This is a genomic window from Pseudovibrio sp. Ad37 (assembly GCF_001623075.1).
Classification (GTDB): Bacteria; Pseudomonadota; Alphaproteobacteria; order Rhizobiales; family Stappiaceae; genus Pseudovibrio.
The window spans coordinates 36,932-56,422 of sequence record NZ_LMCF01000032.1 but is presented as its reverse complement, the minus strand read 5'-3'; the positions used below and the strand labels follow the sequence as shown (position 1 = coordinate 56,422).

The 19,491-nt window shown below is 52.1% G+C and carries 19 protein-coding genes and 1 pseudogene; 13 read left to right on the top strand and 7 right to left on the bottom strand.

Annotation, left to right across the window (positions count from 1 at the left end; genetic code table 11):
* Positions 1–7 precede the first annotated feature (7 nt).
* A complete protein-coding gene (locus PsAD37_RS09150) occupies positions 8–841 on the bottom strand; it encodes an SDR family oxidoreductase (protein WP_063295878.1) in 834 nt (277 codons plus the stop codon).
* A gap of 347 nt (positions 842–1,188) precedes the next feature.
* Between PsAD37_RS09150 and PsAD37_RS09145 the strand changes: the two genes are divergently transcribed.
* From PsAD37_RS09145 to PsAD37_RS09135, 3 genes and pseudogenes are all read left to right on the top strand, one after another.
* The gene (locus tag PsAD37_RS09145; protein ID WP_244272505.1) at positions 1,189–2,448 is read left to right on the top strand and encodes an acyl-CoA dehydrogenase family protein; all 1,260 of its coding nucleotides are present in this window, start codon (positions 1,189–1,191) and stop codon (positions 2,446–2,448) included.
* Between the two features lie 64 nt (positions 2,449–2,512).
* Positions 2,513–3,692 (top strand): annotated as a pseudogene (locus PsAD37_RS09140) (acyl-CoA dehydrogenase family protein).
* A gap of 11 nt (positions 3,693–3,703) precedes the next feature.
* Positions 3,704–4,819 (top strand): acyl-CoA dehydrogenase family protein, encoded by a 1,116-nt coding sequence (locus PsAD37_RS09135; protein WP_063295877.1) that lies wholly within the window; start codon positions 3,704–3,706, stop codon positions 4,817–4,819.
* A gap of 156 nt (positions 4,820–4,975) precedes the next feature.
* Here the strand turns inward: PsAD37_RS09135 and PsAD37_RS09130 are convergent, their stop codons facing one another.
* Together PsAD37_RS09130 and PsAD37_RS09125 are read right to left on the bottom strand one after the other, a co-directional pair.
* Positions 4,976–5,767, bottom strand: a complete 792-nt coding sequence (locus tag PsAD37_RS09130; RefSeq protein WP_063295876.1) for an SDR family NAD(P)-dependent oxidoreductase — start codon at positions 5,765–5,767, stop codon at positions 4,976–4,978.
* Between the two features lie 2 nt (positions 5,768–5,769).
* Positions 5,770–6,756 (bottom strand): NADPH:quinone oxidoreductase family protein, encoded by a 987-nt coding sequence (locus PsAD37_RS09125; protein WP_063295875.1) that lies wholly within the window; start codon positions 6,754–6,756, stop codon positions 5,770–5,772.
* Positions 6,757–6,988: 232 nt separating this feature from the next.
* Between PsAD37_RS09125 and PsAD37_RS09120 the strand changes: the two genes are divergently transcribed.
* Positions 6,989–9,382 carry a plasma-membrane proton-efflux P-type ATPase gene (locus PsAD37_RS09120; protein ID WP_063295874.1) on the top strand — a complete coding sequence of 798 codons (2,394 nt, stop codon included), beginning with the start codon at positions 6,989–6,991 and terminating at the stop codon, positions 9,380–9,382.
* A gap of 78 nt (positions 9,383–9,460) precedes the next feature.
* Entirely contained in the window at positions 9,461–10,504 is a 1,044-nt protein-coding gene (locus PsAD37_RS09115; protein ID WP_063295917.1) for an AraC family transcriptional regulator, read from the top strand.
* Here PsAD37_RS09115 and PsAD37_RS09110 read toward each other — a convergent pair.
* The 3 genes from PsAD37_RS09110 to PsAD37_RS09100 all read right to left on the bottom strand — a co-directional run bounded on the left by PsAD37_RS09110 (position 10,501) and on the right by PsAD37_RS09100 (position 12,032).
* Complete coding sequence (locus PsAD37_RS09110) at positions 10,501–11,109, bottom strand: hypothetical protein (RefSeq protein ID WP_063295873.1); 609 nt, start codon at positions 11,107–11,109, stop codon at positions 10,501–10,503. The genes PsAD37_RS09115 and PsAD37_RS09110 overlap by 4 nt on opposite strands.
* 109 nt (positions 11,110–11,218) lie before the next feature.
* On the bottom strand, positions 11,219–11,635 hold the full coding sequence (locus PsAD37_RS09105) for a thioesterase family protein (RefSeq protein WP_063295872.1): 417 nt from the start codon (positions 11,633–11,635) through the stop codon (positions 11,219–11,221).
* Between the two features lie 31 nt (positions 11,636–11,666).
* Positions 11,667–12,032 carry an STAS/SEC14 domain-containing protein gene (locus tag PsAD37_RS09100; RefSeq protein ID WP_063295871.1) on the bottom strand — a complete coding sequence of 122 codons (366 nt, stop codon included), beginning with the start codon at positions 12,030–12,032 and terminating at the stop codon, positions 11,667–11,669.
* A gap of 252 nt (positions 12,033–12,284) precedes the next feature.
* Between PsAD37_RS09100 and PsAD37_RS09095 the strand changes: the two genes are divergently transcribed.
* The 8 genes from PsAD37_RS09095 (at position 12,285) to PsAD37_RS09060 (ending at position 18,064) form a co-directional block, all read left to right on the top strand.
* A complete protein-coding gene (locus PsAD37_RS09095) occupies positions 12,285–12,545 on the top strand; it encodes an SHOCT domain-containing protein (RefSeq protein ID WP_153039703.1) in 261 nt (86 codons plus the stop codon).
* A 700-nt stretch (positions 12,546–13,245) separates the two neighbouring features.
* The gene (locus PsAD37_RS09090) at positions 13,246–13,854 is read left to right on the top strand and encodes a sulfite oxidase heme-binding subunit YedZ (RefSeq protein WP_063295916.1); all 609 of its coding nucleotides are present in this window, start codon (positions 13,246–13,248) and stop codon (positions 13,852–13,854) included.
* Positions 13,855–13,980: 126 nt separating this feature from the next.
* Positions 13,981–14,583, top strand: coding sequence for a peroxidase-related enzyme (locus PsAD37_RS09085; protein ID WP_063295869.1), 603 nt, complete (start codon positions 13,981–13,983; stop codon positions 14,581–14,583).
* 130 nt (positions 14,584–14,713) lie between these two features.
* Positions 14,714–15,040, top strand: a complete 327-nt coding sequence (locus PsAD37_RS09080) for a helix-turn-helix transcriptional regulator (RefSeq protein ID WP_063293012.1) — start codon at positions 14,714–14,716, stop codon at positions 15,038–15,040.
* A 45-nt stretch (positions 15,041–15,085) separates the two neighbouring features.
* On the top strand, positions 15,086–16,135 hold the full coding sequence (gene arsB, locus PsAD37_RS09075) for an ACR3 family arsenite efflux transporter (protein WP_063295868.1): 1,050 nt from the start codon (positions 15,086–15,088) through the stop codon (positions 16,133–16,135).
* 105 nt (positions 16,136–16,240) lie between these two features.
* Positions 16,241–16,750, top strand: coding sequence for an NUDIX pyrophosphatase (locus PsAD37_RS09070; protein ID WP_063295867.1), 510 nt, complete (start codon positions 16,241–16,243; stop codon positions 16,748–16,750).
* 49 nt (positions 16,751–16,799) lie between these two features.
* Complete coding sequence (locus PsAD37_RS09065) at positions 16,800–17,420, top strand: histidine phosphatase family protein (RefSeq protein ID WP_063295866.1); 621 nt, start codon at positions 16,800–16,802, stop codon at positions 17,418–17,420.
* 131 nt (positions 17,421–17,551) lie between these two features.
* The gene (locus PsAD37_RS09060; RefSeq protein WP_063295865.1) at positions 17,552–18,064 is read left to right on the top strand and encodes an NUDIX pyrophosphatase; all 513 of its coding nucleotides are present in this window, start codon (positions 17,552–17,554) and stop codon (positions 18,062–18,064) included.
* Here the strand turns inward: PsAD37_RS09060 and repC are convergent.
* Entirely contained in the window at positions 18,043–19,344 is a 1,302-nt protein-coding gene (repC, locus tag PsAD37_RS09055; RefSeq protein WP_063295864.1) for a plasmid replication protein RepC, read from the bottom strand. The genes PsAD37_RS09060 and repC overlap by 22 nt on opposite strands.
* Between the last annotated feature and the right edge of the window lie 147 nt (positions 19,345–19,491).

Below are 19,491 nucleotides of genomic sequence, written 5' to 3'. Positions count from 1 at the left end.
AAGCCCCTCACTGTCCAAACAAATTGGTGCCTGTGGCGATATGGATGCCACCATCCAGCGGGATCACTTCCCCCGTGACATAGGACCCGCCTTTGCCACAAAGGAAGAGCGTTGCGCCTGCGATATCATCAGGGTGCCCGATCCGGCCAAGTGGCACGCCTTTCCCGACATGCGCTGCTTTTTCGTCCGTGCCCGTTGCAAACGCTGTCATGTTGGATTGGAACGGCCCCGGTGCGAAGCCGTTGAATGTAATGTGCTCTTTCGCCAGTTCTTTGGCCAGAATGCGCGTCAGCTGGTGCACTGCGGCCTTTGAGGCTGAGTAAGAGTAAGCGCCATCCCCAATCGGCGTGGAGCCCATGACCGAGCCCAAATTAATAACGCGGGCCGGATCTTCCGGTCGTCCACTGGCTTTCAACTCCGGCAACAGAGTCTGCGTCAGATGGAACAGGCCTGCCACGTTGACATCCATCACCTTCTTCCACGCAAAGTACGGGAAGGTGCCCAGTGGCTCACCCCAGGTGATGCCAGCATTGTTGACCAGAATATCAAGCTTTGGGCTGCGCTCACGTACAGCTTCAGCAAGAGCCAACACGCCCTCTTCAGAGCCAACATCTCCCTGAAACGCTTCAACAGATCCGGCAGCCACCGGATTGTTGGCTTTCAGGTTTGCATTGATCTCCTGTGCTGTTTTTTCAACCACATCCAGCTTGCGCGAGCAGATGAAGACGCGGGCGCCACCTTCTGCCAGTGCAGTGGCGACCATGCGGCCAATGCCGGTTCCACCACCTGTTACCAGCGCTGTTTTGCCAGCGACACCAAACAGTTCCTCAAGATATCCCATGAAGACACCCTACCTCCCATAGTGTTCTTCGATCTGCCACCGCATCTCACGCGACTTGATTCAGGCGTTTCTTCATTCAGATACCGCCACCCACGTTTTGGGGAGGCCACCTTAAACCAATGGTCAAGCGTGCTCATCTTCACGCGCAGTTGACAACATACTCAGTAGTATGTTTCCGTATATCAACAGTTGTAAAGCAAAATTTTTAGCTCGTTTCTTTTGTCTCTCCGGCCTGGGATTTTGATTTTGTGTGGGAGCTCATGATCACCTATCCCTCTGATAATAAGTGGAATTTCCCCACGGGTCTGTAAAGACAAAAGAGCTCAGATGTCTTGGGAGGGTCAATCATGAGCGACACTTTATTAGCCGAACGTCCAGCTATGGACCTTGGGGTAAGCCAGCGTGTAGCGCCACTCATGGAACAAGTGCGCAGCATGGTTCGCGATGAAATCATGCCCCTCGAGGATGAATTTCATGATGAGATTCCGGTGGGAGACCGCTGGCAACATACTCCGCGGCAAACAGAAATTCTGGAAAGCCTCAAAGCAAGCGCACGCGCCAAAGGCCTTTGGAATTTTTGGCTGACAGACTCCAAGCGCGGCTACGGCCTCAGCACTGTTGAATACGCCTATCTGGCTGAAGAGATGGGCAAATCTCCGCTCGCACCAGAGGTGTTCAACTGCAACGCCCCTGACACCGGCAACATGGAAGTGTTTGAGCGCTACGGCTCCGAGGCGATGAAAGAAACCTGGCTGAAGCGCATGCTGGACGGCGAGATTCGCTCAGCCTACCTGATGACTGAGCCAGACCACGGCTCATCCGACGCCACCAACATCCGCATGTCCTGCGTGCGTGATGGTGACCATTACGTGCTGAATGGTGAGAAGTGGTGGTCTTCCGGTGCTGGTGACCCGCGCTGCGCGGTTTACATCACCATGGTTCACACGCCAACAGACGGCACCAAGCATCAGCAGCATTCGATGATCGTGGTGGACGCCAACACACCGGGCATCACCAAGCTACGACCGATGCAGGTGTTTGGCCATGACCATGCCCCTCACGGACATTTGCACCTGCGGTTTGAGGATGTACGCGTTCCTGTCGAAAACCTGCTTCTGGAAGAAGGACGCGGCTTTGAAGTGGCACAAGGTCGCCTCGGCCCGGGCCGCATCCACCATTGCATGCGAGCAATTGGACAAGCGGAACAAGCGCTTGAGCTGATGTGTAAGCGTTCCATCAACCGGGAAGCCTTTGGTAAGCAGCTCTACAAACTGGGCGCCAATTTCGACATCATAGCCGAATGCCGCATGGAGATTGAGCAAGCCCGCCTTCTCTGCCTGAAAGCCGCATGGATGATGGACAATGCCTCCGCCCGTGAAGCGGCGTTCTGGATCAGCCAGATCAAGGTTGTTGCACCGCGCATGGCGCTTAAAGTTACAGATGAAGCCATGCAGATGTTTGGCGGTCAGGGCATCTCTCAGGATACCCCACTGGCAACCAACTGGATGAACCTGCGCACCCTGCGCTTTGCAGATGGTCCTGATGCCGTGCACCGCAACTTCATTGGCCGCTCTGAGCTGCGCAAACACACTCAGGAAAAAATCTGATACGGCAGGAGAACCACCGCTCTCCTTATCCTTTGCATCTGCACTCCAAAACAGGGAGAACGCAATGACATCACTTGATGACTTCCGCATAGAAACAAGGGCTTGGTTGGAAGAGAACTGCCCGCAAGACAGTCACCACAGAGAGCGATATCTGTTGGGGTGGCCGCAACTGGACCTTTAAGCCCGAAGCACAACAGCAATGGCTGGAACGCATGGCCGAGCGTGGCTGGACAGTACCAAGCTGGCCAAAAGAGTACGGCGGCGGTGACCTGAACGGTGACGAGGCCAAGATCCTCAAAGAGGAGATGACGCGCATCAACGCCATGTCTCCACTGGAAAGCTTCGGCATCTGGATGCTTGGTCCCGCTCTGCTGAAATACGGCTCTCACGAGCAAAAGCTGCAGCACCTGCCCAAAATCGCACGCGGTGAAATTCGCTGGTGCCAGGGCTACTCAGAACCGGGTTCCGGCTCCGACCTGGCGTCCGTCCAAACCAAAGGCGTGGACATGGGCGATCATTTCCTCGTCTCCGGCCAGAAGATTTGGACCTCCTACGCTGATCAAGCCGACTGGATCTTTGCCTTGGTGCGTACAGAGCCGGATGCGAAGAAACACAAGGGCATCTCGTTCCTGCTGTTTGATATGACCAGCGAAGGCGTCTCCACCAAACCAATCCGCCTCATTTCCGGCAGTTCTCCGTTCTGTGAAACCTTCTTCGATGACGTGAAGGTGCCTATGGAGAATGTGGTTGATGAGCGCGGCAACGGCTGGACAATCGCCAAGTATCTGCTGACCCATGAACGCGAAATGGTCAGCAATCTGGATGCGATTTTTGGCGGTTCCGCTGGCCTTTATGAGACTGCGATCGACTCAATCGGGCTGGATGAGACAGGCCGATTGGATGATCCGCTCCTTCGTGCTGATATCGGGGAGTTCCTGATTGATGAGATGGCGCTGACCGCACATCTTGCAGCTGCAAAAGACTTCCACCGCGCAGGTAACCAGCTGGGCGCCCGTTCTGCAGAGCTTAAGTATCTCGGCACAGAACTGAACAAACGCCGCCAGAGCCTCGTTGTACAGGCTGGAGGGCTGGAAGCCTTGTCTGGGCCGGAAGAGAACAACGGCATCGGCAATCAGTCTGCCTCTTGGCTGCGTTCCAAGGGCAACAGCATTGAAGGCGGCACTTCGGAGATCATGCTCTCCATCATTTCTAAGGCAGTGCTGCGCCTGCCATCACTGGGTTAAGGAGAGAAAATATGGAACTTTTCAGCTCTGAAGAAACCCTTCTGAAGGACTCAGCCTCTGGTTTTATGGCAGAAAATGCCTCGGTTCAGGCACTGCGTGATCTGCGCGACCAGAAAGAGGCGCTTGGCTTCAATCAAGAGCTTCACAAAACATTGGCCGACATGGGCTGGTTTGGCATATTGCTGCCAGAAGACGCAGGCGGATACGACTTTGGCCACCGCGCTGCGGGCCTTGTGGCTGAGGAAATGGGTCGCAACCTGACGGCCTCTCCGTTCCTCTCCACCGCTGTTTTGAGCGCAATTGCACTGCGTCAGTCTGGTGGCGAGCATTTAAGCGAGTGGGGACCGAAGATCGCTACTGGCGACGCAGTCATCGCACTGGCCATAGATGAGGGAGCAAAGCACAACCCGTCCCGCATCAAAGCCACGGCAGAACCGGACGGCAACGGCTTCATTCTCAACGCCAGAAAACGCGCGGTGTTTGATGGTTACAACGCCGACCGGCTGATTGTTGTTGCAAAAACCGGCGAAGACACCGGGCTTTTTCTGGTAGATCCAAGCACGACTGAAGTTGAGGTAGAGCGCAACGCCATGCTGGACAGCCGCAATGCCGCAAACATTCAGATCAGCAATTTGCATCTGGATGGCAAGGATTTGCTGTGTCCGCTTGATAAGGGCGCGACCGTTCTGGAAGCCACGCTCCGCTTAGGTCGTTCGATTGCAGCCTCAGAGCAACTTGGAGTTGCAAGAGAAGTTGCAGAGCGCACAACGGCATACCTGAATGAAAGAAAACAATTTGGTGTTCCAATCGGCATGTTTCAGGCACTTCAACACAGAATGGCCGACCTTTATTGCCAGATTGAACAAACAGCTTCACTCATCTCCTCCGCGTTACGTGCAATAGATACAATCTCAGATAATGCAGAGGCTCTTTCCCGAGCAGCCAAAGCCAAGGTTGCTAAAGTTTCTCGCGTGGCAACAGAAGAAGCGGTGCAGATGCATGGTGGAATCGGTATGACCGACGAAGTTGACGTCGGATTGTTCATGAAACACGACCGGGTGTTAACAGAGATGCTGGGTGACAGTGCTCACCATATAGACTTTCTGCTAAAAACACGGGGTCTTTAACTGTATAATCCGTAATTCTACTTGTGATTATTTCTAAAGTAACTTCATAATTGAAGCCATCTGGTCCACCCCTTTGGATCAGCGAGAGCCAGTCCGCAACAGCATTGCCCGGTGTTGCAGACTGGCTCTTTCTATTTTTGGCTAACCAAAATCATCTCAGATCTTCATACCCGGCATGTTGAGGGAGGATGTGTTTCCGCCATCAACGGCGAGGGCCTGGCCGGTGATGAAGCTGGCATCGCGGCTGGCAAGGAAAGCGATTGTTGCTGCAACTTCAGCAGGATCACCGTGCCGACGCAGTTCCGCTCTTGAGCCGAGCCTGTCTTCTTTGCCAACACTGCGAGCGTGATCAAACACAGGTTTTGTCATACCGGTCTCAATAAGCCCCGGACAAACCGCATTCACACGCACACCATGCTCGCCAAAATCACAGGCGGATGTTTTTGTAAAATTGATGAGCGCAGCTTTGGACGCGCTATAGGCATTGCCGCCAGCGCCGGCTCTGATTCCAGCAACGGATGCAGTATTCACAATAGAACCTTGACCTGAAGCCTTGAGCTGTTCGCGGGTGTACTTGGTGAATAGCATTGCGCCGAGTACATTCACCTCATAAACCTTGAGCCAGTCGCTGAAGTCCTCATGGCTTCCGCCCCACGAGCCTTCGCAGATGACCCCGGCATTGTTGCAAAGAACGCTGATACCGCCAAAGGTGTTCTCAACCGCCTCCACGCAGCTCTCAACCGCTTCTTCATTCGCAACATCAACGACATAGACCCGCGCACGGCAACCTTCTGGCAACAGCCCTGCGGTTTCATCAAGGCCGTCCTCATTCAGGTCCACCAGAGCGATTGCAGCTCCTTCTTCCGCCAGTCGGATCGCGGTCGCGCGGCCAATGCCGCTGCCTGCGCCCGTAATCAGGGCTGCCTGACCTGCAAATCTGGGTTGCATCTTCATTCCCTCCCGGTTTCCAGAACGACCTTCCCTACCACACGTCGATCCATGAGGTCTCGAAGTGCCTGAGGGGCTTCCTCCAGAGAATAGCTCTTACTAACAGTCGGGTTGATTTTGCCTTCCTGGAACCATTTAAACAGCTCTGAGAAGTTATTAAGGTCCTTATCCGGCTCCCTCATGCGGAACGCACCCCAGAACACGCCCATAACGGCACAGCCCTTCAGCAGAGGCAGGTTGGTGGGGATTGACGGGATATCGCCAGCAGCAAAGCCTACAACCAATGCGCGACCATTCCAGGCTGTTGAGCGGAGTGCCTGTTCGAAAAGCTCTCCGCCAACCGGATCATACACAACATCAACGCCAGCCTTGCCCGTGATCTCCTTAAGACGCTCTCTCAGATCCTGCGTGGAATAGTTGATCAATTCATCTGCACCCGCTTTCCGCGCGGCTTCCAGCTTTTCAGCGGAACTGGCAGCGGCAATCACCTTGGCGCCCATGACCTTGCCCAGTTCAACAGCCGTGAGCCCGACACCACCGCCAGCGCCCAGCACCAGCAATGTTTCGCCCGGTTGCAACTGCGCACGTTGCTTCAACGCATGCATGGACGTGCCGTAGGTCATCGTAAAGCCGGCGGCAACATGAGCAGCCATCGCTTCTGGCCGCTTCATCACAGCTGAAGCGTCAACGACAACTTCTTCGGCATAGCCACCTTGTTGCAGCAGAAGAGCCATCACGGGATCACCCGGTGCAAACTGAGTGACGCCTTCACCTACGGCCTCAATTCTGCCCGCAACTTCACCGCCTGGAACAAACGGCATTGGTGGCTTGATCTGATACTTACCCGCAATCACCAGCGTATCTGGAAAGTTGACGCCTGCAGCTTCCACCGCAATCCGCACTTGTCCTTTCCTCGGTTCCTTGCGTTCAACATCTTCCACACGCAGAGCTTCTGGTGGTCCGTATTCTGAGCAGACAACGGCACGCATGATTTCCCTCCCAAATCAAAACATACCCATGAGTATGTTACGGAAACACAGTCAGCGCAACCACGACGCTAGGTGCAAGTCCCCTCCCCTCTCGCAAACCTGAATAATTTGAGCAAGCCGCTTCGCAATCAGGAAACCACGGTTCATGGAAGCTCTCCTTGTTCTCACCATCCGTTTACATGCAACAGCGAAGATATTCCCATGATGAGTGCTCAATCCATGGAAAGACCGGATGGCTGAACAGGATAAGCCCAGCTTAGCTGATGAATTCAAACGCCTGGAAAGCTCATCGGAAGGACTGACGGGATCAACCGCATCCAACCGGCTGAAGCAATATGGCCCCAACGCGCTGGAAGAAAAGAAGACCAGCAAACTGGCTCAGCTGCTTTTGACATTCTGGGGGCCTATCCCGTGGCTCATCGAAATTGCGGCGATCCTGTCAGCCATCATCGAGCACTGGGCCGACTTCACGATCATCCTGTTTATGCTGATCCTCAACTCTGGCATCGAGTTTGTTCAAAGCAGCAAAGCAGCTGACGCGCTGGCGGCGCTGAAATCATCCATGGCGCTCAAAGCCCGTGTAAAACGAGACGGGAAGTGGGCTGACATTCCTGCAGAGGAAATCGTTCCCGGTGATATCATCAATCTGGAAAACGGAGACATCATCCCGGCAGACTGTATTTTGGAACGCGGACCGTACCTTGCCGTCGACCAGGCAGCCCTGACGGGCGAGTCTCTCCCGGTCGATAAGCAGATCGGTGATGTGGCGTATTCCGGTTCAATCATTAAGCAAGGCACCATGCAGGCACTTGTGACTGCGACGGGTGGCAACACATTCTTTGGTAACACGGGAAAGCTGGTTCAGTCCGCGGGCAACATTTCTCATTTCCAGAAAAGCGTTCTGGGTATTGGCAAATTTCTCATTCTCGGCACGGCCTTGCTTGCGGCACTCATCATCATCAAACAGCTTTATCTGCAGCAGAGCATTTTGGGTATCATTGAGCTGGTGCTCGTACTGGTAATCGCATCAATCCCGGTTGCGATGCCCGCAGTTCTATCTGTCACTATGGCTCTTGGCGCACTCACGCTTTCAAAGAAGAAAGCCATCGTCTCGCATCTTCAGGCAATTGAAGAGCTGGCAGGCGTGAATGTGCTGTGCTCTGACAAAACCGGGACGCTTACCAAAAACGAACTCACACTTGGCGAGCCCGTGTTGTTTGACGCGAAGAGCGAGAAAGAACTGGTCGTTATGGCAGCTCTTGCCTCGAGTAGCATTGAAAAGGACGTCATAGACCAACTGATTGTCAGCAAAGCCGAACGGGGCGTGCTGGAACTTTACAAGCAAAACACATTCACTCCGTTTGATCCCGTGAGCAAACGAACAGAAGCGGGCGTCTCTGGTCCAAGCGGAGCGTTCAAGGTCATCAAAGGTGCACCGCAAGTCGTCATTGATCTTTGCACAAATGCACCAGAGGAGAAAGCCGCTGCCAGTAGTGCCGTGCACGAGTTTGCCGTCAAAGGCTTGCGTGCACTCGGCATCGCCAAGACCAACGAGAAACACGAGTTACGCCTGCTCGGGATCCTCTCTCTTTTTGATCCGCCCCGTGATGATTCCAAAGCGGTGATTGAAGAAACCCAGAATGCTGGCATCGCGGTAAAGATGGTGACAGGCGACGATGTTGCAATTGGCCGAGAGATCGCCGGACAGCTCGGACTTGGCACCTCGCTTGAAAGCGCCAGCCAAGTGTTTTCTGAAACCAAGGATATGGACAACCTACCAGCCAACATTCGCGAGGAGATCGTCAACGCAGATGGCTTCGCCCGTGTCTTTCCCGAGCACAAATACGGCATTGTCAAAGCACTTCAGCAATCCGGAGATTACGTCGCCATGACGGGTGACGGCGTGAATGATGCTCCAGCATTGAAACAAGCTGATGTGGGCATTGCCGTTTCAGGTGCAACAGATGCCGCCCGATCTGCCGCTGATCTGATCCTGACACGGCCTGGCCTCTCCGTCATCACCGATGCAGTTATAGAGGCACGCAAAATCTTCGCACGGATGATCAGCTACGTTGATTATCGCGTGGCCATGACAATCAACCTGATGGTGTTTGTCTCTGCCAGCGTGCTGTTGTTGGAAGAGGTGCCTCTGACAGCCATCATGATAGTGATGCTGGCACTGCTGGATGACATCCCAATCATCACCATCGCCTACGACAACACGGAGGCTGCACCAGCGCCAATGGAATGGCAACTCGGAAACATGTTGCGCACGGCAACCGTGCTTGGGCTCATTTCAGTTGTCGAGAACTTTGCCCTGATGATGGCAGCGCGGCATTGGCTGGATGTACCCGCTGCTGAATTACAGAGCGTCATGTTCTTGCAGCTGGTTGTGGCCGGACATCTACTCCTGTTTGTCTGCAGACACGATCACTGGTTCTGGCAGGCACCACGCCCTTCGGCGAAATTGCTCATGGCAATAATCACCACTCAATTACTCGCGGTTGTCATATGTCGATCCGGCTTCCTTGTTCCCGCTATCAGTTGGGATCTGATCGGCATCGTCTGGACGCAAGCCATCCTCTGGATGTTTGTGCTCAATGTTGCCCGAAAGCTCTGCCGCTAAAAGAAATACAGTACGCTCTTTTACTCCTAACGCAGACAGACTAGATATAGAGCATTGTCTGCAATTGGAGTTGGCGCGTTGCCGAGCTTACCCCTTCCCTTTTTTACTGCCTTGTTCTTATGCTTCATCCTGCTGCGCCTTATGGTGGGGTATGGACGCAAAATTCCGTCGCTGCTTATTGCAACCATCAGCCTTTATGCAATCCAGTCGTTTCTTCTTGGTATCAAGTGGGGCATGGGTGGTCTCCCACCCTGGTCGCTCATAGGGCTGGCATTGTTGTTGCCGCCTGCGACCTGGCTCTCATTTCTTCAACTCACTGATCGCCTTTCGAAGAAAGCTGTCGGCTGGACGATAGGTGCAACAGCTGCCTCTCTTAGCTCTCTCACTCTGGCACCCGCTTTCAACGCCCCAGTGCTGATCGACCTTACAAGTGTCGTTGTCTATCTCGGTTACGGTCTGTTGTTCTTCCGGTCTGCGACGACCAGGCAGTGGGAATGGGCCAGCCATCTGCCCATCGATCAAATGCTCCCGGCACGCCAGACACAGCTGATCGCAGGCGCTATTTTCTCAACCTCCGCACTTGTTGACCTCGTCGTAGCAGCGGACTTTGCCGTGAACAAGGGGACCAATGCAGCAACCATCGTAGGCACTGCAAACCTATTCATGCTGCTTGCGCTGGTCACAATCGCTATTCTGTTTACTCGTAAACCTGCGGCTACACCGCAGTTGCCAGAACCTGAAACAACGACCGCATCAGCCACCAAGGAACAGATTGTGCTGGTCGAAGCACTCGATCAACTCATGCAGAACGAGCATCTGTACCGGGACGAAAACCTCTCCCTCGATAGGTTGGCTCGCAAACTCCGTGTTCCGGCTCGCCAGATCTCGACAGCTGTCAACACAGTGCGTGAGATCAACCTACCACAATACACCAATGGGTTCCGAGTGGCTGAAGCCTGTCTTCTGTTAGAGACAACGGACAAGCCCATCACCACGATCATTTACGATGTTGGCTTTACAACGAAGTCCAACTTCAATCGCGAGTTCCAACGTGTCACAGGCAAGAGCCCCAGTGTATGGCGGAAGGAGAGCCGTACCGCGCAGAGTGTGGAGACAGCCTAAAAGATCTCTAGCAGAATGCTCGTGGCGTGCTTCCACCCCTTCGCCAAGTTGATGCTGGACACGAGCTTCTCAACATTGATGCGGATGTTTTCCTTTGGAACATCTGCATCAAATTTCAAATAGACCGCGGCCATCTCTCCAACCAAATCGAAGCGCGAAACGCTCCCGTCGAAATAGATGACAGACTTCTCTGAGGTGATAGCGAAGTCCTTAAACTGCCCCACAAAGTCGCCCGCTAATCTGTCCATCTTAACGCTGATGTTCATCGAATTCGGCAGCCTGAGCGTCGCTGCGGGGTCACACCACCCAAGCCTCCAGGACCCGCTTCTTTCAAATTGAATGGTCATAAGACCATCTTCATTTTTAGATGTTGTAGCGGTTAGAGAGCAGCCTCTTGCATCGCTTGTATCAAGCTTGATGTCGCTTGAACTACTATTGCCTCCGACGATACGCAGACCTAGATTGCTTCCTGAAATCGCGATTGAATGCACACCTTCAAGGCTGAGAGTCTCAGAGGTTTCCATGCCTGATGAGAATGTGACGTATGCCGCAATCGCTATTACGCCAATCGCGATAAGGGCTTTGGTGCTGTGCTTTGTTGCCATTTGATAACTCCATGATTTGCCTGTTGGAACCATGGGAGTTTGGCGGGATGCTTGCGACCTAGAACGCGAATTAGGACCAGAAAAGCCTTCCTGAAACGCGATGGAGGACTTAGTTACCCTCGATAAGAAGCGCCTTAGCCGCCGCCCGCACGTCTGGCGGAAACGGGCACGCATGGCGGGCTTTCCTATCCAGATGCGCGCATATCAGTTCAGTGGTCGCAATCAATTTTTGCGTTTCAGCATTATGCATTTCATGGAGGATATAGAGCGTCTTTTCATGAATGTCCGTCACCCTGGATCGACACATAAGCAAGTCTCCCGCCAGCGCTTCAGTATGGTATTTTGTGGTTTGTTGAACGGCAGCCATACCCCTGTTGTACTCTCGAAAATAGGTGGCGCTTAGCCCGGCTTGTGAGAACAGATGCCAGTTGGCCTCATCGAATTTCTCGGTGTACCACTGAACATTCATGTGTCCCATATGGTCCAACTGGTAGGGGTAAACTACACCGCGATAGGTCTCTATCAACGCTCTATCCTCACCTCCCGAAGGGCTCTAATTATTCTCTGACCCACTCCCAAGCCTTGTCGAGATTTGCCATATCGAAGTGCTTTTCACCTATACCAAGCATGGCCGCAAACGGACTATCGATCGCGACGAGCCACTCCCAAATCTTCCGATCAGAGACGATTGCGATGCGATGAAAACTCTTGATGTGGGTCATCGCCCATTTCAAATCTTCGTAGCCAGCCTCGATGCCCCACTTCGCTCGGTCATTCAAAATCACCAGCACACTGACATTCGCATGTTTGTCGAGGACGTTCTCAACCTGCGAAATCAGCTCCATTTCTTCGTTAAGATCGACTTTTCCATCCACCTCAAAACCGAGGATGTTCTCCGAACTTTCTGGGAGTTTTTTGATCATTCTGGCACCTCTTTTTCCTGTCAGTATGCTACCTGAGCCACGCCTTCCATCCTATTTCATTCGGCGAATAGTTTCGACGTAAATTGGAAATCTCTCACCAATTCGAAAAGTTGACAGCTGTCCACTTTTATAAAAGTGTAACCGTTATCCGCAGGTGAAGCGATTGAGACAGTTGATTACAAATGTAATTTGAAAGCCGTGCCGGTACTCTCCATTCTAGAGATATCTAATAAATATCCCAAGGAGATCACCATGTTTCATCAAGCAGGAATGCACGGATTTCACTTTTTCCCATTCCCAATCACTCTTATTCTCTTGCTCGTAATCGGCTTTTTAATCGCCCGGTCCTACGGTTATTTCGGAGGTATAAACAGCGCCCGCAAGGCTGAACCTGAAGAGCCAAAGTCCCAAACTTCCGAAGCGCTAGACATACTCAGCAGACGTTTTGCGACTGGTGAAATAGATGAGGAAGAGTTCCAGAAGCGATCTCAGGTCTTGCGTTTAAACCTGTAACATCCCGCCAAACATCGGCACTCCTTTCATGCAACCTGAGTGCCGATATCCCTTCCAGACCAATGTTGTCAGTTGGCAACTCACACGTATACAGCTCTGAAGACCCGTCCGTTTGGTAGATCTAAAACCTGCACATCTCGCTCAAAGCCGAAAGCTGAGTATCAATCCGATGCTTTGAGCCCCAGCTTTCCCTTCATTCTTTCCCTTCATTCTTTCCCTTCATTCAGTCCCAGCCAACATTCGCAGCACACAACTCACTCAACAATCTGTCACAGGTTTCCGGCAGAGCTTTTTTCAGAGCACCGTCAGCTGCTGTTGCTGTTTGCAACCACATTTGCATCAAAAACAACGCAACTCATGTTAAAGTGTAATAGAGGAAGCCTTTCAATAAACATATGCAGAAAGGACGATTTGAGAGTCATTGCCGGGGCTTCTTAAATTACCTAATGCCTCCAATAGGTTGGGCCATAACTTAACCGACACCACGAAGCAGCTAGATCTCTAACTCAACCAAGTCCCAAGACATTTTGTTACATCTGATTTCTTGCGGAAAAGTCAGAGCTAATCCAGTGTTTGGACAAGGTTGAACGCGAACACCGCAGTCGCAATCGGCCGCACACTGCTGACTTCCCACGTACCCCAACACTGAGAAATCAGCAGTGTGCACCTTACAACTCAGTGCAAACTCATCCGGGCGACCATGTCTTACCTTCGAGCATTTTGGAACTCACCATTTACCTTCTGGTTTATCCTTGCGCTCCCGGGGTTAGCTATCATCGGAGAGCTTCTCCGTGAAAGCGACAAGTTGGAGCACCTTCTCCATCCAACTGGAGAGTTTGTCGCTCGTTTTCTGATCATAAGCCTCATGATCACGCCGCTGATGTTCCTGACAAACGGTCAACGCTGGGTGCGTTGGTTGATGGAACGGCGGCGGTATATCGGCGTAGCAGCGGCCTGCTATTCAGCGCTGCATGTTGCTATCTACTTGCTGGATAAGGGATCCCTAGGCCCTATCTTGCAAGACCTCGTCAAAATCGGGATCTGGACTGGATGGCTGGCTTCTCTCATTTTCATACCGCTCACAGTTACCAGCAACGCTTGGTTCATCGCCCAGCTCGGGTCTAGATGGAAGAATCTGCAAAAACTTGTCTACGCAGCAGCAGTCCTCGTGTTCGCCCATTGGGTCCTGGTAGACTATAAAGTTGGACCAGCACTGGTGCATTTCACACCGCTTCTACTCCTAGAGCTCTACAGATATGTGCACGTCACCAATAAACGAAAAGAGCGTAAGCTCTCCGCCCACGCTTAAATCCCAAGCAAGCCTCCAACTAAGCCCGCCTCTTCCCAAAGGCGGGTTTTTCTTTGCTCTCCTTTTGTAGTGAGGACAGTCCCTTCATTCACGGGTAAGCTGCTGAAATGGAGGAGGGACCATATAATGACGACAACCGATTTTCAGAAAATAGAGAGCGCAAGCCTTACGCACCCGACTGCCTTGAAGCTCAGCCTGCCGGATCCATTACCTGATGATATTCAGGAGCTTTTTGGTAAATGTCAGAGCAAACTCGGGTTGATTCCGAACGTGCTGATTGCCTTCGCACATCGACCAGAAAAGCTCAGGGCGTTTTCTCAGATGTACAATGAGCTCATGCTCGGGGACTCTGGCATTTCCAAACTGGAACGAGAGATGATCGCCGTCACCGTTTCGTCGATCAATTCCTGCTGGTATTGTCAGGTTGCCCATGGCGCTGCTGTTCGGGAGTATTCCAATAAACCGGAACTGGGTGAAGCTATGGTGATGAACTATCGCTATGCCGATCTGACTGACAAACAGCGTGTGATGCTCGACTTTTCTACAAAGATTGCGAAGACGTCCTCTGAGATTGTTGAGGGTGACCGGCAAGGCCTTCGGGATGTTGGCTTCTCGGAAGAAGATATCTGGGACATTTGCGAAGTCGCGGCCTTTTTCTCCATGTCCAACCGCATGGCCTCTGCAACAGGCATGCAGCCCAACCCAGAGTATCACTCCACAGCACGATAGTCTGAGCAGGGGAGGGGAGTTTCAGCTGTCAACTCAGCTTCAAAAAAGTTGACAGCTGTCAACACAGAAAGGCCTTGCCAGTGAATGAGGAGAGGAGTATATCGTGTATCGACGATATACGGAATCAACGATGACAGAAAACACCTGCGTTACTGAATTCGCACCTGCCTCTTTGAATGAAGCAGAAGAAGAAAAGCTCGCCGTCCAGGCCAAAGCCCTGGCGCATCCAGCACGTGTCCGTCTGCTGAAAATTATGGCGGCTCAACCCGGTTGTGTCGGTGGAGATCTCGTGAACTCTATCGGTCTGGCGCAGTCCACAGTGTCCGAGCATCTCCGAATCCTGAAGGATGCAGGGTTCATACTGGCGGAAGTACAGCGCCCGCGCATTTGTTATTCAGTCAATCGGTCTGAGTTGAAGAACTTCAACTTCCTCTTTGAGAGCAGCTTCAAGCTCTAAAATTTGTCGAAATTCATCGTCTATCGACGATAGGCAGGAGAAATCATGGGTACTTTTGAACGCTACCTCTCAGTATGGGTAGGTCTTGCAATGGCTCTGGGGGTAGGGGCAGGCCTCCTTCAACCTGGCCTTTTTCAGATCATCGGTGACTTGCAGGTCGGCGGGATCAATCTGGTCATCGCGGTTCTGATCTGGCTTATGATCTATCCAATGATGGTGCAGGTCGAGTTCACCGAGGTTCGCAATTGCTTTGTGAAACCAAAGGGCCTCATAGTAACGCTGGCCATGAACTGGCTGGTGAAACCCTTCACCATGGCAGCTCTGGCCGTGCTGTTCATGCGCCATATCTTTGCGCCGTTCATTCCGGCAGATCTGGCGGATCAATACATCGCAGGCATGATCTTGCTTGGCGTTGCTCCTTGCACAGCGATGGTGTTTGTCTGGTCGTATCTAACAAAGGGCAATGCAAGTTATACGGTGGCTCAGGTTGCAACCAATGACCTGATTATGATCTTTGCTTTCGCGCCAATCGCGGCGTTTTTGCTGGATGTCTCAAACATCATCGTCCCATGGGATGTATTGTTGGTTTCAACCGCACTGTTTGTTGCGTTGCCATTGGGGGCAGGGTGGGTGACCCGGCTCGGCCTCAAAGACAAAGAGCACCTTTCTTCATTCAGTGCAGGGATGAAACCATTCTCGATTGCGGGTCTGGTGGGCACGGTGTTCTTGCTGTTTGGTCTTCAGGCGGACAACATCATTTCATCACCAGCTGACATCGTTCTCATCGCGATTCCGCTTCTGATCCAAACTGTCCTGATTTTCTTCGTCACATACTTCTGGATGCGGAAGTGGCGCCAGCCGCACAATGTTGCAGCGCCCGGCGCGATGATCGGTGCGTCGAACTTCTTTGAGCTGGCCGTCGCTGTGGCAATCAGCTTGTTCGGCGTCACCTCCGGAGCTGCCCTGGCAACCATCGTAGGTGTACTGGTTGAGGTGCCGGTGATGTTGGTGCTGGTCTCTTATGCCAACCGGACACGCGGTCAGTTCTCTAAAGACGATCAGGTCCCAGCTTCAACAGCCCATTCCAAAACTTAAGCGTGAGGGCAGGGGAGTGATCTCCTGCCCTTCGTCTCTCTTGGTTTTTCGTTCTTCTCTGAGTATGCTCATGGTCTATTGCACCAGTTATTTTATGAGCAACTTATGACCCCCAACAATATTCCCGTTCTCAGCAACGGCGTTTCCGTTTTTCTTCTCGACCTGAATGCAGAGGAGCCGCAGGTCTTGCTTATGCGCCGCGCTGATACTTTGCTCGGCGCCTGGTGTCAGGTTGCAGGCAAGGTTGAACCAAATGAGACCGGCTGGGAAGCAGCATTGCGAGAGGTGAAAGAGGAAACCGGTTTGGTCCTCACCGAACTCTGGTCTGCTGATCTGTGTGAAGAATTTTATGTTCCGGAAAAGAACATCATCCAGAAACTGCCAGTGTTTGTGAGTTTTGTCTCCAGCGAAACGCCAATCGCCATCAATGAGGAACACGATGCCTATCAATGGTTTTCATTTGATGATGCCATGGAGCTCTTCAGCTTTCCCGGCCAGCGCCGCGTTCTTGAATATCTCCATGCCGAGTTCGTAACACGCAAAGCAAGCCCACATCTTCGGATCGAGTTACCGACACAGCAGAATGAGGACGCCAGCGAAGTTTTGAGCTCCTGACACTCCACATTCTCTATTCATGGAAGTGCCGGAACTCCGGTGGTGTTGAATGCTGAACGAACTCATTCTTCTGAGACACGGTGAAAGTGAGCACATGCTGAAAGGTGTTGTGGGAGGTTGGACAGATTCGATACTTACGCCTCTTGGCGTCACTCAAGCGAAGCAGACTGCCGACTACTTGGCAAAGTCTGTTCCAACACATGCCTTCCAAATTTTTACCAGCGATCTGACACGCGCAGTGCAAACTGCGGAATGGATAACTGCGAAAACCGGAAAGACGTTCCTCCAAGCCCGCCAGCTGCGTGAGTTGAACAACGGCGTGGCAAAGGACCTCTCAAAAGCAGAGGCCCAGAAGATTTGGATCTCCCCAACCGAACCCATTCTCGATTGGATCCCCTATGATCAAGGAGAAAGCTGGAGGATGCTGTACTCTCGAATAGCGACCTACATGGAGTACTTGGCGACTACTAGTATAGAGAAGCTCATAATCATAAGTCATGCCAACTCTATAATTTGCATCATCAATTGGTGGCTTGGCCTTTCAAGTGATACTCACCTGCAGAATATTATGCACGACATCAGACCCTGCAGTCTCACTCATTTGAAACGAGAGAAGGATGGCTCTTCCAGAGTTATAAAATTAAACGATGTAAGCCATCTGATGGAATGACCAAAGATCTCGGTTTAACCTAGGAGGAGGCGGGTTAATTGACCATCCGGATAAGCGCCAAATCTACTTCTCTTGGCTTGATCTGCATATAACGCTAATCTGAATCCTTTACCATTTTCAATGAGACCATTATGTCCCAAGTTCCTGTTTTTTGCCGTGCCGCCACAGTATTTCTCATCGACAAGAACACCGAAGAGCCGCAAGTTCTCTTACTTCGCCGCCTCAAACCGCCAGTTAATACCTGGAGTCAGATTGCTGGAGGTATCGAAGAAGGAGAAACCGCCTGGCAAGCAATGCTGCGCGAAGTAAGAGAAGAGACCGGCATAGTCCTCAATAACCTTTGGTCCGCAGATGCCGATATTCGTTTCTACGTTCCAGAAATGAACAGCTTCTCAATTCTCCCAGTGTTTGTTGCAGATGTACCTCACGATACCTCAATTACGATCAATGAAGAGCACGATGCCTATCAATGGTTTTCCTTTGCGGATGCAAAGGCGTTGGTGAGTTTTCGGGAACAACGCAATATGCTTGACCTTATCGAAGAAGAATTCATCACCCGCACGCCAACACCACACTTGCGGATCCATCTGCCACATCCGCAAGAAACCGGTATTACAGACCCTTACCCCAGAGCCAGTCCATAAAGCGACTTGTGCAGGGCGAGTTTTCCGTCCTTGGCGCGGTCAACACAGGCGCGGAAGTAACCCGCCGGTCGCGAAATGCCTTCAGGATCGCGCAGGGTTTTTTCAACCGTCACCACCAGAACCGCCGCAGCCATTTTTTCGCCCAGTGTCACAACCGCTTGTTTCCAGCCATCTTCCGAAAGGCCAATCGCCAAACGAAGCTGTTCGCCAGACTGCGCAAGCTCGAACCAGCTTGAAAACTGCATGCCCAGCATTTCCTGGGTTTCCGTTGTTGCGCTATCAATCAAACCAATAGAAATAGCAGATAAATGCTCACTTAAACCGTTATCTAACTGACCAGATTGCCGAGATTGCAATTGAGCTGGAGCATTGGATTTGGCAGAGAATTTGCTTGATTGGTCTTTTTCAAGAGCAATCTTTGAAGCTTCGTTAGAAGCGGAATTAATATTTGAGTAGTCATCGTTAGATGGCTGCCGTGTTTTACTATTTATAGGAGTTTGATGGGTTGTATTATTATAAGGGGTGACATGAATGTCATGGTCGCCTGACATTTTGGCATATTCATTGATATCTGAGGCAGTTTGCTCGTCTCCGGTTTTGTCTTCTGCGAGCTCTTCCACAACCAGTTCATAGAGTTTTGAGACCTTGCCTGCCCGCTCAAGAAGCAGCATTGGCGTTTCCATAATGGCAGAGAGTTCTTCCAGGAACACGGTACAATCCACGCCTTCGCTTTGCCCGGTCCGGCAAGCATCAACGATTGCGCGAGACAACCGGTTAACAGTCCGCTTTGCTTCCTGCTCTGCCCGCACACGTGCCTGAAACTCTTCCCCGATCCGTTTGATCTCATCAATCCGCTGGCGTGCCGGCGAAAAGTCAAAACCATATCCACGGTCAATCTCACCACTTGCACCATTGCGGTAGATAAAACGACGGCCTGTTGAACTGTCGCGGTATGCCAGTATGCCCACCTCAACCAGTCGCTTAAGTGCTCGGATAACGGTGCGCGTGGAGCGGCACACGTATTCAGCCAACTTGTCATTGGAGATCGCGACCAGCGGACGGCGGTCCTGTTTCCAGTCATCTGCCCGTGTCAGGCCGATCAGAATATCGAGAATATGGTAGGCGGTACCATCGATCCCCAGAGCAGGGGCCGCCTTTTTTAACGTGATCGCCACCTCGGCTTTTGTTGTTTTGACGATGTCATTCGCCATTGCCAGTCGCTGACTTTCCAACATGCCGGGTGTCATTTTGCGAAAGGACGCAACACCGGTGCTTTGCATAGCTAACCCATTCACCGAGGGAAGACCCAAGGTGTTATCCAAGTAAGATTGGGGATTGAGCGCCCGAAAAAGCAAAAATGCGCTACAAAGGGTTTCAAGAAAGCATTGCTGACTTGATTCGCACCGCGCGTTCGTCGTAGGATGATC

Excerpts from the sequence above, each read along its gene's own strand:
- PsAD37_RS09150 (WP_063295878.1), bottom strand. The coding sequence starts at position 841 with ATGGGATATCTTGAGGAACTGTTTGGTGTCGCTGGCAAAACAGCGCTG.
- PsAD37_RS09145 (WP_244272505.1), top strand. The coding sequence starts at position 1,189 with ATGAGCGACACTTTATTAGCCGAACGTCCAGCTATGGACCTTGGGGTA.
- PsAD37_RS09135 (WP_063295877.1), top strand. The coding sequence starts at position 3,704 with ATGGAACTTTTCAGCTCTGAAGAAACCCTTCTGAAGGACTCAGCCTCT.
- PsAD37_RS09130 (WP_063295876.1), bottom strand. The coding sequence starts at position 5,767 with ATGCAACCCAGATTTGCAGGTCAGGCAGCCCTGATTACGGGCGCAGGC.
- PsAD37_RS09125 (WP_063295875.1), bottom strand. The coding sequence starts at position 6,756 with ATGCGTGCCGTTGTCTGCTCAGAATACGGACCACCAGAAGCTCTGCGT.
- PsAD37_RS09120 (WP_063295874.1), top strand. The coding sequence starts at position 6,989 with ATGGCTGAACAGGATAAGCCCAGCTTAGCTGATGAATTCAAACGCCTG.
- PsAD37_RS09110 (WP_063295873.1), bottom strand. The coding sequence starts at position 11,109 with ATGGCAACAAAGCACAGCACCAAAGCCCTTATCGCGATTGGCGTAATA.
- PsAD37_RS09100 (WP_063295871.1), bottom strand. The coding sequence starts at position 12,032 with ATGATCAAAAAACTCCCAGAAAGTTCGGAGAACATCCTCGGTTTTGAG.
- PsAD37_RS09095 (WP_153039703.1), top strand. The coding sequence starts at position 12,285 with ATGTTTCATCAAGCAGGAATGCACGGATTTCACTTTTTCCCATTCCCA.
- PsAD37_RS09090 (WP_063295916.1), top strand. The coding sequence starts at position 13,246 with ATGTCTTACCTTCGAGCATTTTGGAACTCACCATTTACCTTCTGGTTT.
- PsAD37_RS09085 (WP_063295869.1), top strand. The coding sequence starts at position 13,981 with ATGACGACAACCGATTTTCAGAAAATAGAGAGCGCAAGCCTTACGCAC.
- PsAD37_RS09080 (WP_063293012.1), top strand. The coding sequence starts at position 14,714 with ATGACAGAAAACACCTGCGTTACTGAATTCGCACCTGCCTCTTTGAAT.
- arsB (WP_063295868.1), top strand. The coding sequence starts at position 15,086 with ATGGGTACTTTTGAACGCTACCTCTCAGTATGGGTAGGTCTTGCAATG.
- PsAD37_RS09070 (WP_063295867.1), top strand. The coding sequence starts at position 16,241 with ATGACCCCCAACAATATTCCCGTTCTCAGCAACGGCGTTTCCGTTTTT.
- PsAD37_RS09065 (WP_063295866.1), top strand. The coding sequence starts at position 16,800 with ATGCTGAACGAACTCATTCTTCTGAGACACGGTGAAAGTGAGCACATG.
- PsAD37_RS09060 (WP_063295865.1), top strand. The coding sequence starts at position 17,552 with ATGTCCCAAGTTCCTGTTTTTTGCCGTGCCGCCACAGTATTTCTCATC.
- repC (WP_063295864.1), bottom strand. The coding sequence starts at position 19,344 with ATGCAAAGCACCGGTGTTGCGTCCTTTCGCAAAATGACACCCGGCATG.